Below are 13,451 nucleotides of genomic sequence, written 5' to 3'. Positions count from 1 at the left end.
CTGAGCGCGCCGGGCGTCAGGCAGGGCTCACGCCGCGCAGGCAGGCCAGCGTGGCCTCGCCGAGCGTGGTGAGGCGCTGCGGCACCGCCGAGGTCGGCGGGAAGGGCTCGATCCATCCCGGACCGGCGGCGAGCACCCGTACCCCGGGCAGGTCGCGACGCAGGCGGACCAGGCGGTACGCGCGGCCGGTCACCGGGGTCTGCGACCAGACCACCACCACCCGCGGCCGGACCCGCTCCGCCGCGCTGGCCAGCGCGGACCAGGGCAGGGCCGGGCCGAGGTACAGGGCGCCGCGCCCGCGCTCGCGCAGCGCCGCGGCGAGCGCGTGCAGCCCGAGGCAGTGCGTCTCGTGCTCCGCGCCGGCCAGCAGCACGCCCTGGGCGGGCAACGGCCGGGTCGGCTCTCGGCCGAACACGTCCAGCCCGACCCGCAGCCCCTCGGAGAGGGCGTGCTCCATCGCGATCTCGGCGGCGCCGTCGCCGCGCAGCGCACCAAGCAGCGGCAGGCAGACCTGTTCCCAGACGGGCACCACCCCGGCCTCGGCGGCCAGGTCGAGCAGCAGCCCGGCGACCTGGTTGTCGTCCAGGTCCTCGGCGGCGGCGGTCAGCCGTTTGCGGGCCGTCTCGGCGGCCCCGGCCGGCATGTTCTCGGTCAGCAACGGACGTACCCCCGGGTAGCTCTCCTACCCAGGGTTCGCTCGCACCTGCCGATCCGGATGCGCGGACGGCGGATCCGGCCGCCGCCGGGTCAGTCCGGGAAGGTCACCACCCAGCGGGCGCCCTCACCACGGGCCAGCCGGGAAAGCGCCGCGGGCGCCTCCGACAGCGGCACCGTGCCGCTCACCAGCGGCCCGAGGTCCAGGTCACCGGCGGCGAGCGCGGCGGCCAGCTCCGGCACCTCCCGGTCCGGGTCGGTCGAGCCGTACACCGAGGAGCGCAACGTGCGGGCGGAGTGGAAGATGTCCAGCGCGGAGAGGCTGAGCATGTCGTCGCGGGCACCCATGCCGACCACTGTCACCGCTCCCCCGCGCCGCGTCGCCCGCCAGGCGGCGCGGATGGTGACGGACCGGCCGACGCACTCGAAGGCGTGGTCCACCCCGCGCCCGTCGGTGCGCGCCCGGATCTGCTTGCCGAGCGTGTCGTCGGAGCGCAGGAAGTCGGTGGCGCCGGCCGCGAGCGCCAGGTCCCGCTTGGCCTCCACCACGTCGACGGCGAGGATCGGCGACGCGCCCGCCCGCCGGGCGGCGGTCAGCACGGCCAGGCCGACCCCGCCGAGCCCGATCACCGCGACCGACTCGCCGGGCGCGACCCGTGCGGTGTTGCGGACCGCGCCGACGCCGGTGAGCACCGCGCAGCCCAGCACCGCGGCCTGCTCCGGCGGCAGTCCGGCCGGCACCGGTACGGCGGCGCGCTGCGGCACCACCACCTCCTCGGCGAGCGCGCCGAGCCCGAGCGTGACCTGAAGGGGCTCACCGGCGGCCGTCTCGCCCCGGGGCGTGGACGGGTTGGGATTGGCCGCGCAGAGCCACGGCTCACCGTGCCGGCAGTGCCAGCACTCCCGGCAGGCCGGCGCCCAGTTGAGCACCACTGGCGTGCCGACCGCGATCGTCGTGCCCGGCCCGGCCTCGGCCACCACGCCGGTCGCCTCGTGGCCCAGCACCAGCGGGTACGCGGGCGCCAGCGTGCCGTCCACCATGGCCAGGTCGGAGTGGCAGATGCCGGCGGCGCGGATGCGTACCCGCAGCTCGCCCGGGCCGGGCGCGGGCAGGCGTACCTCCTCGACCGCCGGGGTCTCGCCCCGGCCGCGCACCACGAGCGCCTTCACCGCTGGATCGCCTTCAGCTCGGTGAACTCCTCCACGCCGTACGCGCCCAGTTCCCGGCCGAGGCCGGACTGCTTGTAGCCGCCGAACGGGGCGAGCGGGTTGAACGCGCCGCCGTTGACGTCCACCTGGCCGGTACGCATCCGCCGGGCCACTGCCAGCGCCGCGTCGGAGTCGGCGGACCAGACCGCGCCGGCCAGCCCGTACCGGGAGTTGTTGGCGATGGCGACCGCCTCGTCGGTGTCGGCGAACGGGATCACCGCGAGCACCGGCCCGAACACCTCCTCCTGGGCGAGCGCGCTGTCGGGGTGCACGTCGGCGAAGACGGTGGGCGCCACGAAGTGGCCCTGCGACGGCAGCGGCGCGTCCGGGCCGCCGGCGACGAGCCGGGCGCCGTCGGCGAGCGCCCGGTCGACGTGGTCGCGTACCCGCTGGGCCTGCGCGGCGGAGGCGAGCGGGCCCAGCCGGGTGGCCGGGTCGAAGGGGTCGCCGAGCCGGTAGCCGGCCACCGCCGCCGCGACCAGGTCCAGGGCCTCGTCGTAGCGGTCGCGGTGCACGAGCATCCGGGTCCAGGCGGTGCAGGTCTGCCCGGAGTTGAGCAGCGCGTTGCCGACGCCGACCTTGACCGCTGTGGGCAGATCGGCGTCGGCCAGGACGACGTTCGCGGACTTGCCGCCGAGTTCCAGCGACACCCGGGCGATCCGCTCGGCGGCCAGGCGGGCGATGCGCCGGCCGGTGGCGGTGGAGCCGGTGAACGAGACCAGGTCGACGTCGGGGTGCGCGGCGAGCGCCTCGCCGACCACCGGGCCGGTGCCGGGCACCAGGTTCACCACGCCGGGCGGCAGGCCGGCGTCGGTGATCGCGTCGAACAGCAGGTACGCGGTCAGCGGCGTCAGCTCGCTGGGCTTGAGCACGACTGTGCACCCGGCGGCGAGCGCGGGCGCGACCTTGGCGACCACCTGGTGCAGCGGGTAGTTCCACGGGGTGATGGCGCCGACCACGCCGACCGGCTCCCGGAGGACGAGGGAGTTGCCGACCGTCTGCTCGGCGGCCGGGCGGGCGGCCAGCTCGACCATGCTCCGCAGCACGGTGAGCGGCAGCCCGGTCTGGACGCGGGTGGCGAGCTTGAGCGGGGTGCCCAGCTCGGTGGCCACGGTGCGGGCGATCTCGTCGGCGCGGGCGGCGAGCGCGGTGTGCAGCCGGTCCAGGTGCGCGGCCCGCTGCTCGGGGGCGGTGGCGGCCCAGCCGGGGAACGCGGCGTGGGCGGCGGCGACCGCCCGGTCCACGTCGGCCGGCGTACCGGCCGGCACCTCGCCGATGATGCTCGCGGTGGCCGGGTTCTCCACCGGGATGGTGTCGTCCGACGACGGGTCGGCCCAGTCACCGGCGATGTGCAGGTGGCGGCGCGTCAACAGGGCGGGCGGGGCGGCGGCGAGATCCATGGCGTCCTTCGGGGGCGGCGGAAACTAGCGGTGGGAGTTTGGACGCTACTCCGGACCGCCGACCCGTTCCAGCGGGGCGACGGTGGCGGCGTACTCGGCGGCGAGGCCGTGCAGCAGCGCGTCCAGGCCGAGCGCGAACGCCCCCTCGTCCACGCTGCGCTGGTGGCCGGCGAGGCGGTGCGCCTGGTTGAGGTGCGGGTGCGCGGCGTAGAGCGAGGGGTCCTCGACGAAGCCGCGGGCGAACGAGCCGAGCGCTGACCCGGCCACGAAGTAGCGCATCGCGGCGCCGATGTGGGTGGCCCGCGCGGGCGGCCAGCCGGCCCGGACCAGCGCGCCGTAGACCGCGTCGGCCATCGCGAGCGCGGCCGGACGGCGGCCCGGCCCCTGCGCCAGGTACGGCACGATGTTCGGGTGCGCGGCCAGCGCGGCGCGGTACGAGCGCGCCCAGCGGCCGAGCGCGTCGAGCCACTCGTACTCGTCGAAGACGTCGATGTCGACGGTTGCCGCGACGCCGTCGGCCACCGCGTCGAGGATCTCCTCCTTGGTGGCGAAGTGGTTGTAGAGCGAGGGGCCGCGTACGCCCAGGGCGGCGGCGAGCCGCCGGGTGGAGAGCGCGTCCAGCCCGTCGGCGTCGATCAGCGCCAGCGCGGTATCGACGATCCGGTCGCGTGTGAGCAGGGCTTGTCGGGGTCGGGGCACCTGATCATCATCCTCCTTTCGACATCGGGTCTGGACGCGGGAAAACTTCCAGCGCTAGTTTATAGCCAGTCGACCTGAGGGGGCACCGTGGACTTCGCACTGTCCGACGAGGAACGCGCGATCCGGGACACCGTTCGCACGTTCGTCACCCGCGAGGTGATGCCGCTGGAGGCGGAGGTGCTGCGCCGCGAGCGCGCCCACCAGCCCGGCCTCGACCGCTCCGAGCTGCGCGAACTCCAGCTCAAGGCGAAGAAGTTCGGCTTCTGGGGGCTGGCCACCTCGGAGGAGTACGGCGGCATGGCCCTGCCGGCGGTCATGCAGTCGCTGATCTGGACCGAGCTGGGCCGCAGCTTCGTGCCCTTCCGCTTCGGCGGCGAGGCCGACAACATCCTGTTCCACGCCACCGAGGAGCAGAAGCGCGAGTTCCTGATCCCCACCATCGAGGGCGAACGGATCTCCTGCTTCGCCATCACCGAGCCGGGCGCGGGCTCCGACGCTGCCAACATCAGGCTGCGGGCCCGCCGCGACGGCGACGACTGGGTCCTCGACGGCGAGAAGACGTTCATCACCAACGGCAACGACGCCGACTTCGCCATCGTGGTCGCGGTGACCGACCCGGAGAAGGGCGCCCGCCGCGGCGGCGCCACGGCGTTCCTGGTGGACCGCGACATGGGCTGGCGGTCGGAGTTCATCCAGACCATGGGCGAGGGCGGTCCCGCCTCGCTGATCTTCGACGGCGTACGCGTGCCGCACCGCAACATCCTCGGCGAGATCGGGCAGGGCTTCACGCTCGGCATGGAGTGGATCGGCAAGGGCCGCTACACCATCCCCTCGCACGCCATCGGCATCGCCGAACGCGCCCTCCAGATGGCGATCGACTACGCCAACACCCGGGAGACGTTCGGCGCGCCGATCGCCACCAACCAGGCCATCCAGTGGATGATCGCCGACTCGGAGACCGAGCTGGAGGCCGCCCGCTGGCTGATCCTGCGCTCGGCCTGGACGGTCGACCAGGGCCTCGACCCCCGGCACGCCTCCTCGATGGGCAAGCTCTACGGCGCCGGCATGGTCAACCGGGTGGTGGACCGGGTGCTCCAGATCCACGGCGGCATGGGCTACACCCGTGAGCTGCCGATCGAGCGCTGGTACCGGCAGGTCCGGCTGTACCGGATCTTCGAGGGCACCGACGAGATGCAGCGGCTGATCATCTCCCGGGACCTGCTGCGCGGATACACGAAGATCGGCGGCCACCTGGCCTGAGCGGTCACCTGGCCTGAGCCGTCAGCCGGTCAGCGCCTCGACCGCCCGGTCCACGTCCTCCTCGGTCGTGTACAGGTGGAACGAGGCGCGGACCCGGCCTGCCCGGACCGCCGCGCGCACCCCGGCGCGGGCCAGCCGCTCGTGCGCGTCCGGCACGTCGACGGAGACGATCGCGCTGTCGCCGGGCGGGCGGCCCAGCCCGGCCAGGAACCGGTTGGCCAGCCCCACGTCGTACGCGCGCACCGCCTCCGGGTCGAGGTCGGCGAGCAACTCCAGCGCCGGCGCCGCTCCGACGTAGCACAGCCAGGACGGGGAGATGTCGAAGCGCCGGGCGTCGTCGGCCAGGCGCAGCGGCAGGCCGTAGTAGGAGGCGTGCGGGTCCTTGCCGGCGTACCACCCGGCCGCGTCCGGGCGAATCCGCTCGCGTAGTTCCGGCGCCAGGTAGGCGAAGGCCGCGCCCCGCGGCGCCATCAGCCACTTGTACGCCCCCACCACCACCGCGTCGGCCCGGTCCGCGGCGAACGGCAGCCACCCGCACGCCTGCGTGGCGTCGACCACCACGAACGCGCCGTGCGCGCGAGCCGCCGCGACGATCTCGTCGTACGGGGCCACCGCGCCGTCGGCGGACTGCACCACGCTGAACGCCACCAGGTCGGTGTCGGCGTCGATCGCGTCCACCAGGCCGGCCGGCGGGACGGTGCGTACCCGCACACCGCGCTCCTGCTGGACCAGCCACGGGAACAGGTTCGAGGTGAACTCGACCTCGGGCACCACCACAGTGGCCCCCGCCGGCAGGCTGGCCGCGATCGGCGCGACCATCTGCGACACGGCGGAGCCGATGCTCACGTCGGCTTCGTCCACACCGGCCAGCCGGGCGAACGCGGCCCGGGACCGCCCGACCGACTCGTCCCACACCTCGAACGACACCCGCCCGCCCCGCCAGTCGGCGAGCACCCGCTGCACGGCGTCCCACACCGGCTCGGGCGGCAGCCCGTAGGTGGCGGTGTTCAACCAGCCCGGTTCCGGCTGCCACAACTTCCGTGCCTGCTCCAGCTCCATGCCATCGACGCTAACCACCCCCACCCCAACCCCGACACCACCAATCCCACCCCCGTGGCCCCCGCCCCGCCCTCGGCGATCTTGCACTTTCGGCCCCGGCGAATCGGGACAAACACGCGTCCCCGAGGGCCGAAGCTGCAAGATCGCGCGGCGGAACGAGGGCGTGGGGCGGAATGCGCAAGATCGCGGGGTCGGGCGGGGCGCGCCGCGCCAACTCCTCGCCCGGTCGATCATGAAGTTGGCGGCATGTACGGTCCGATTTGTCGCCGCCAACTTCATGATCGTCGCGGTGGGGGCGGGCGCGGTGGGGGTGGGGTGGGCGCGGGGGTCAGGGCGGTGGGGGGAGGTCGGGGAGCGCGACGGCCAGCTCCTCGCGGACTCGGGGCAGGGGCCAGGTGGCCAGGTCGCGCAGGGAGTGGTGGCGGCGCAGGTGCCGGACCGCGGCCAGGCCGACCAGGTAGCCGCAGCGCTTGGGCAGGCCGCCGGCCAGCGGCGAGTCCCGCATCAGGAAGTACGGGGCGTGGTGGTCGGCGTCGGTGGCGTCGAGGTCGGCGCGTACCCGGCGCAGGATCTCCGGCCAGCGGCGGCGGCACTCGTCGAGCCACTGCCGGTGCCCGGGGCGGCCGAACCAGAGGTACTCCTCGTCCGGCCGGCCGGGGTCCAGTTCCGCCGTGACCTGGGTGGCGAGCCCTTCGGTGAACAGCGCGTTCGCCACCCCGTACTCGGGCCAGTCGCGGATCGCGGCGCCGCGGTCGTGCACCACGTGCGCGGCCTCGTGCCGGACCAGCATGTCGAGGTCCTCCGGTGGCCCGAGTTGTTCCACGGCGAGGAAGAGCGCGTACCTGCCGTCCAGTTCGCCGGCCCAGCCGTTGGCCTGGTTCAGCCCGACCAGCACCACGCACTCGACCGGCCCGCCGTCGCCGGACCAGCCCAGCGCCCCGGCCACCGCCGCGACGCCGTCCGGCAGCGCCGCGCGTACCGTCTCGGCTCGTACCGCCAGGCCGGCGGCCCGGTCGCGGAGCCCGTCCAGGGCGGCGGCCACACCGGCGGCGTCGGACCAGTCGCCGTCGCGGCGCAGCGCCCGGACCACGTCCGGGTGCCCGGCCAGGTAGCCGGAGACCAGGAGCTCCGCAGCGCCCCGGTCGGCGCAGGCGAGGAAGTCGGGCACCAGGTCGCGGACCCGCAGCAGGTCGGTGGGCGGCATCCGCACGATGCTGCCCGGCCGCGGCCCGGCGGGCAAGACCGCGACGGTACGGGGTCAGCCCAGTATCTGAAGGAAGTCTTCAGCAAAGAGCTTGTCGATGCAAGGTATCGACATAGACGAACGTCACGCTATAAGGTGCGGCGAACCGGCGACGGGAGCACAGTCGCACCAAGTAGTCGACGAGGAGTGACGTGACAATTCGGAGACCCTCGCGTCGGGTGAGCACCCTGCTCGGCGGCGCCATGATCCTCACGATCGGCCTGACCGGCCAGCCGGCCCAGGCTGCGCCTCAGCACCGCGCGCAGCCGCTCGCCGCCGCCTTCGCGCAGGCCGCGGCCGATTCCGACGTGCCGCGCGACCTGCTCGCCGCGCTCGGGTACGCCGAAACACGTCTGGACGGCCACGGCGGCGAGCCCAGCGCCTCCGGCGGATACGGCGTGATGCACCTGACCAGCAACCCGAAGGTGCGGACCCTCGACGAGGCCGCGCGCCGGACCCGGCTGGACCGCGCCGAACTGCGTACCCGGGACGCGGCGAACGTCGCCGGCGCGGCGGCGGTGCTGCGCTCCTACGCCGACGAGGCCGGGCTCACCGCGGCGCAGCGCGACGACGTCAACCAGTGGTACGGCCCGATCGCCCGCTACGGTGGCTCGACGGACGCGGCCACCGCCCGGCTGTACGCCGACTCCGTGTACGACCTGCTCGCCCGGGGCTTCATCGCGACCACTGCCGGCGGCGAGGTCAGCCTGGACGGCCGTCCGGTCGCACCCCAGCGGGGCCGGTACGCCGACGTGGCGCCGCTGGGCACCGGCGACTTCGGCACCCTGAGCACCGACTACGGCCCGGCGGCCTGGGTGCCGGCCAACTCGTCCAACTACACGGTCTCCAGCCGCGAGTCGGCGTACCCGATCAACTACATCGTCATCCACACCATGCAGGGCAGCTACGCCGGCTCGATCAGCTGGTTCCAGAACGCCGCCGCCGGCACCAGCGCGCACTACCTGCTCCGCTCCTCCGACGGCGCGGTGACCCAGATGGTGCGGGACAAGGACATCGCCTGGCACGCCGGCAACTGGACCTACAACACCCAGTCGATCGGCATCGAGCACGAGGGGTACGTCGACAACGCCTCCTGGTACACCGACGCGATGTACCGGTCGTCGGCGGCGCTGACCCGGTTCCTGTGCGACAAGTACGGCATCCCGAAGACCCGTAACAACATCATCGGGCACAACCAGGTGCCGGGCGCCACGCACACCGACCCGGGTTCGAACTGGAACTGGACCTACTACATGCAGCTCGTGACCGGCGACACCACGCCCCCGCCGACTGCCTGGTCGACCATTGTGGACAACACCACGGCCGGCCGGTTCACCGCGAGCGCCAACTGGGGCACCTCGACGTACTCGGCGCAGCGCTACGGCGCCGACTACCGGTACGCCAACCCCGTCGCGGCCAGCGACACCGCCTGGTACAAGGTGAACATCCCGGCGACAGCCACCTACCGGGTGGAGGTCTGGTATCCGGCCGTGGCCGGCTACAACACCTCCACGCCGTACATCGTCGCGACCACCAGCGGTAACCAGACGGTCTCGGTGAACCAGACGGCGAACGGCGGCGCCTGGCGCTCGCTGGGCACCTTCACCCTGGCCGCCGGGGACGCCAACAAGGTCGGTGTCAGCAGATGGTCCGGCAGCACCGGTTACGTGATCGCCGACGCCATCCGCGTCACCCGCGTCTAGCTGTACGGCCCGCAGGCACTCGGCCCGGTCAGCTCACGTTGGCCGGGCCGAGCACGCTCTTCAGGTCACCCATCAGCGCGGTGGTGGGAGCGACCCGGAACGGGCCGAGGCGCAGCGTGGTGACCTTGCCGCCGTTGAGCAGCTTGACGTGCACCTCGGTGTCGCCGGGGTGCAGCACCAGCGTCTCCTTGAGCCGTTCCACCAGCGGCGGCGTGCAGCGGTGCACCGGAATGGTCAGGGTGACCGGCTTGTTCGCCGGGTTGCTGGTGACGTCCGGCATGGACATGTCCATCGCCATGATGCGCGGGGTGTCGTCGCGCCGGTCCACCCGGCCCTTGACCACCACGATGGCGTCCTCGGCGATGTACTGGCCGATCACCTCGTACGTGTTCGGGAAGAACAGCGTCTCCACGCCACCGGCGAGGTCTTCGAGGGTGGCCGACGCCCAGGCCCGGCCCTGCTTGGTGACGCGGCGCTGCACGCCGGAGAGGATGCCGGCCAGGGTGACCACCGCGCCGTCGGGCACTGTGCCCTCCTCCGACAGCGCGGCGATGGTGGTGTCCGCGGCGGCGCCGAGCACGTGTTCCAGGCCGAACAGCGGGTGGTCGGAGACGTACAGGCCGAGCATCTCGCGCTCGAACGCGAGCTTGTCGCGCTTGTCCCACTCCCCCTCGCCGATGATCGGCATGACGGTGGTGCTGCTGCCACCGGTGTCCGCCTCGCCGAAGCCGGCGCCGAACAGGTCGTACTGGCCGACTGCCTCCTTGCGCTTGACGTCGGCGTACGCGTCGATGGCGTCGGCGTGCACTGCGAGCAGGCCCTTGCGGGGGTGGCCGAGCGAGTCGAACGCCCCGGCCTTGATCAGCGATTCGATCGTCTTCTTGTTGCAGACCACCGCGTCGACCTTCGACAGGAAGTCGTAGAAGTCGGTGTAGTCGCCCTTCTCCTCCCGGCACCGCATGATCGAGGCGACCACGTTCGCGCCGACGTTGCGCACCGCGCCGAGACCGAAGCGGATCTCCTTGCCGACCGGGGTGAACGGGCCGGCGGAGGTGTTCACGTCCGGCGGGAGCACCTGGATGCGCATCCGGCGGCACTCGGACAGGTACAGGGCCATCTTGTCCTTGTCGTCACCGACGGAGGTGAGCAAGGCGGCCATGTACTCGGCCGGGTAGTGCGCCTTCAGGTACGCGGTCCAGTACGAGACCAGGCCGTACGCGGCGGAGTGGGCCTTGTTGAACGCGTAGCCGGCGAACGGCACCAGCACGTCCCACACGGCCTGGATGGCCTCGTCGGAGTAGCCGCGCTCGCGGCAGCCGTCCCGGAACGGGATGAACTCCTTGTCGAGGATCTCCTTCTTCTTCTTGCCCATCGCCCGGCGCAGCAGGTCGGCCTGGCCGAGCGTGTAGCCGGCGAGGATCTGCGCGGCGCGCTGCACCTGCTCCTGGTAGACGATCAGGCCGTGCGTGGGCGCGAGGATCTCGCGCAGCGGCTCCTCCAGCTCCGGGTGGATCGGGGTGATCTCCTGGAGCCCGTTCTTGCGCAGCGCGTAGTTGGTGTGCGAGTCCACGCCCATCGGGCCGGGCCGGTAGAGCGCCAGGACGGCGGAGATGTCCTCGAAGTTGTCCGGCTTCATCAGCCGCAGCAGCGAGCGCATCGGCCCGCCGTCGAGCTGGAACACGCCGAGCGTGTCACCGCGGGCCAGCAGCTCGTACGCCGCCTTGTCGTCCAGCGGCAGGCCGAGCAGGTCCATCTCCCGGCCGTGGTTGAGCTGGATGTTCTTCACCGCGTCGTCGATGATCGTCAGGTTGCGCAGGCCGAGGAAGTCCATCTTCAGCAGCCCGAGCGACTCGCAGGTCGGGTAGTCGAACTGCGTGATGATGACGCCGTCGGAGTCGCGCCGCATGAGCGGGATGTGCTCGATGATCGGCTCGGCGGACATGATGACGCCCGCGGCGTGCACGCCGGTCTGCCGGATCAGGCCCTCGATGCCCTTGGCGGTCTCGATGACCTTCTTGACGTCCGGGTCGGACTCGTAGAGGCCGCGGATCTCGCCGGCTTCGGCGTAGCGCGGATGCTTCGGGTCGAAGATGCCGGACAGCGGGATGTCCTTGCCCATCACCGCCGGGGGCATGGCCTTGGTGATCCGGTCGCCGACCGCGTACGGGAAGCCGAGCACCCGGGCCGAGTCCTTGATCGCGGCCTTCGCCTTGATCGTGCCGAACGTGGCGATCTGCGCGACCTTGTCCTCGCCCCACTTGTCGGTCACGTACTTGATGACCTCACCGCGCCGGCGCTCGTCGAAGTCGATGTCGACATCCGGCATGGAGACACGCTCGGGGTTGAGGAACCGCTCGAAGATCAGGCCGTGCGGGATCGGGTCGAGGTCGGTGATGCCCAGCGCGTACGCCACGAGCGAGCCGGCCGCCGAGCCGCGCCCGGGGCCGACCGCGATGCCCTGGCTCTTGGCCCACTGGATGAAGTCGGCGACCACGAGGAAGTACGACGGGAAGCCCATCTGGATGATGACGCCCAGCTCGTACTCGGCCTGGACGACGTGGCCCTCGGGGATGCCGTTGGGGAAGCGGCGCGCCAGCCCGGCGAACGTCTCCTTGCGGAACCAGGACTCCTCGGTCTCGCCCTCGGGGATCGGGAACCGCGGCATCAGGTTGTGGAACGTGAACATGCCGGCCGGGTCGACCTTCTCGGCCACCAGCAAGGTGTTGCGGCAGCCCTCCAGCCAGACGTCGGACTGGTCGACCGCGCGCATCTCGTCGGCCGACTTGATGTAGTAGCCGCTGCCGCCGAACCGGAACCGGTTGGGGTCGGCGACGTTGCTGCCGGTCTGCACGCAGAGCAGCACGTCGTGCGCCTCGGCCTGCGCCTCGTGCGTGTAGTGCGAGTCGTTCGTGACCACCGGCGGGATGCCGAGCTTGCGGCCGATCTCCAATAGCCCGTCGCGGACCCGCTTCTCGATGTCGAGGCCGTGGTCCATGATCTCCAGGAAGTAGTTCTCCTTGCCGAAAATTTCCTGGTACTTCCCCGCCGCCTGCAGGGCCTGGGCGTCCTGGCCGAGCCGCAGTCGAGTCTGCACCTCACCGGACGGGCAGCCGGTGGTCGCCATGAGGCCGTCGGAGTACTCGGCGAGCAGCTCGGTGTCCATCCGCGGCCACTTGACGAAGAACCCGTCGGTGTACGCCTTGGAGGTGAGGGTGAACAGGTTGTGCAGGCCGGTCTTGTTGCGGGCCCAGATCGTCTTGTGGGTGTAGCCGCCGCTGCCGGAGACGTCGTCGCTCTTCTGCTCGGGCCGACCCCACCGCACCCGCTTCTTGTGGAACCGCGACTCCGGGGCGACGTATGCCTCGATGCCGAGGATGGGGGTCACCCCGGCGGCCATGGCCTGCTTGTAGAAGTCGTTCGCGCCGTGCATGTTGCCGTGGTCGGTCATCGCCACCGCCGGCATCCCCTGCCGGCTGACCTCGGCGAAGAGATCCTTCAGCCGGGCCGCCCCGTCCAGCATCGAGTACTCGGTGTGTACGTGCAGATGCGCGAACGAATCGCCCATGCGTGGCGCCCCCCGGCTCGGTCATGGGTGGTGCGGGATCGGACGGCCCACCCTATCTCCGCTGCCCGAGGCGTCTCCAGTGAGCCGCGCGGGCGGATCACCGCTTGCGCGAAAGCCGGGGCCGTCCGGGGCCGCGCGGTAACGCGCGATCCCGGACGGATGCCGCTGGGCTACTGCACCCGCACGGTCGTGCCGCACCCCTCGGTGTTCTCGCAGACGTAGAAGCTGGCGATGGCCTTGCTGAAGCTGCCGTAGCCGGTGTTCCCGCTGCACCCGTCCTCGTCGTTGATGCCGGCGCTCCCGCCACCGACGAGGTTCACGACCACGAACACGCGGTTGCCGTCACACTCCTTGTCCTGCACGGTGACCGACTTGTGGTCGGCCGAGATCCAGGCCTTGTCGAGGCCTTGGTACGCGGTCATCTCGTGGGCCTGGGCGGGCGACGCCCACATGGTGACCAGCCCGGCCGCGCCGATGGCGGCGAGATAACGGAAGGTTCGCTTGGCGGAATTCATAGTTCCTCCGATTTCGCAGGGGCGGAAGCGACGAACAGGGGCCAGCGGAATTTGTGTGCAGCAATTCCGGAAATGCGTCGGTCACACCGATCCGGGAACTCTGGAATCAATTCGCCCGAGGCGCTTTCCGGTGATCACAGGCAA

10 protein-coding genes are annotated in these 13,451 nt (G+C 72.0%); 2 read left to right on the top strand and 8 right to left on the bottom strand.

What is annotated here, in order from left to right:
* Window positions 1-16 precede the first annotated feature (16 nt).
* From FHU28_RS14705 to FHU28_RS14690, 4 genes are all read right to left on the bottom strand, one after another.
* Window positions 17-658 carry a transcriptional regulator gene (locus FHU28_RS14705; protein WP_241826287.1) on the bottom strand — a complete coding sequence of 214 codons (642 nt, stop codon included), beginning with the start codon at window positions 656-658 and terminating at the stop codon, window positions 17-19.
* 89 nt (window positions 659-747) lie between these two features.
* Window positions 748-1,824, bottom strand: coding sequence for an alcohol dehydrogenase catalytic domain-containing protein (locus tag FHU28_RS14700; RefSeq protein ID WP_311773590.1), 1,077 nt, complete (start codon window positions 1,822-1,824; stop codon window positions 748-750).
* Window positions 1,821-3,263 (bottom strand): aldehyde dehydrogenase family protein, encoded by a 1,443-nt coding sequence (locus FHU28_RS14695; RefSeq protein WP_184684553.1) that lies wholly within the window; start codon window positions 3,261-3,263, stop codon window positions 1,821-1,823. Before FHU28_RS14695 ends, FHU28_RS14700 begins: the two co-directional genes overlap by 4 nt.
* A gap of 45 nt (window positions 3,264-3,308) precedes the next feature.
* The gene (locus FHU28_RS14690; RefSeq protein WP_184684551.1) at window positions 3,309-3,962 is read right to left on the bottom strand and encodes a TetR/AcrR family transcriptional regulator; all 654 of its coding nucleotides are present in this window, start codon (window positions 3,960-3,962) and stop codon (window positions 3,309-3,311) included.
* Window positions 3,963-4,049: 87 nt separating this feature from the next.
* On the opposite strand from FHU28_RS14690, the gene FHU28_RS14685 reads away from it, so the two are divergent.
* On the top strand, window positions 4,050-5,222 hold the full coding sequence (locus tag FHU28_RS14685; protein ID WP_184684549.1) for an acyl-CoA dehydrogenase family protein: 1,173 nt from the start codon (window positions 4,050-4,052) through the stop codon (window positions 5,220-5,222).
* Between the two features lie 21 nt (window positions 5,223-5,243).
* Here the strand turns inward: FHU28_RS14685 and FHU28_RS14680 are convergent, their stop codons facing one another.
* Complete coding sequence (locus FHU28_RS14680; protein WP_184684548.1) at window positions 5,244-6,281, bottom strand: aminotransferase class V-fold PLP-dependent enzyme; 1,038 nt, start codon at window positions 6,279-6,281, stop codon at window positions 5,244-5,246.
* A 328-nt stretch (window positions 6,282-6,609) separates the two neighbouring features.
* Window positions 6,610-7,521, bottom strand: a complete 912-nt coding sequence (locus FHU28_RS14675) for a DUF2268 domain-containing protein (RefSeq protein WP_260412978.1) — start codon at window positions 7,519-7,521, stop codon at window positions 6,610-6,612.
* Between the two features lie 755 nt (window positions 7,522-8,276).
* Between FHU28_RS14675 and FHU28_RS33260 the strand changes: the two genes are divergently transcribed.
* Window positions 8,277-9,227 (top strand): golvesin C-terminal-like domain-containing protein, encoded by a 951-nt coding sequence (locus tag FHU28_RS33260; RefSeq protein ID WP_376700871.1) that lies wholly within the window; start codon window positions 8,277-8,279, stop codon window positions 9,225-9,227.
* Window positions 9,228-9,255: 28 nt separating this feature from the next.
* On the opposite strand, the gene dnaE is transcribed toward FHU28_RS33260, so the two are convergent.
* A complete protein-coding gene (dnaE, locus tag FHU28_RS14665; protein ID WP_184684542.1) occupies window positions 9,256-12,792 on the bottom strand; it encodes a DNA polymerase III subunit alpha in 3,537 nt (1,178 codons plus the stop codon).
* A gap of 170 nt (window positions 12,793-12,962) precedes the next feature.
* Complete coding sequence (locus FHU28_RS14660; protein WP_184684533.1) at window positions 12,963-13,307, bottom strand: hypothetical protein; 345 nt, start codon at window positions 13,305-13,307, stop codon at window positions 12,963-12,965.
* Window positions 13,308-13,451: the final 144 nt, after the last annotated feature.

The organism is Micromonospora echinospora, from assembly GCF_014203425.1.
Lineage (GTDB): Bacteria > Actinomycetota > Actinomycetes > Mycobacteriales > Micromonosporaceae > Micromonospora > Micromonospora echinospora_A.
This window is presented reverse-complemented; position numbering and strand designations above follow the sequence as displayed.

What these genes read in the sequence shown, in the direction of transcription:
- FHU28_RS14680 (WP_184684548.1), bottom strand. Translation starts at nt 6,281, where the DNA reads ATGGAGCTGGAGCAGGCACGGAAGTTGTGGCAGCCGGAACCGGGCTGG.
- dnaE (WP_184684542.1), bottom strand. Translation starts at nt 12,792, where the DNA reads ATGGGCGATTCGTTCGCGCATCTGCACGTACACACCGAGTACTCGATG.
- FHU28_RS14660 (WP_184684533.1), bottom strand. Translation starts at nt 13,307, where the DNA reads ATGAATTCCGCCAAGCGAACCTTCCGTTATCTCGCCGCCATCGGCGCG.
- FHU28_RS14695 (WP_184684553.1), bottom strand. Translation starts at nt 3,263, where the DNA reads ATGGATCTCGCCGCCGCCCCGCCCGCCCTGTTGACGCGCCGCCACCTG.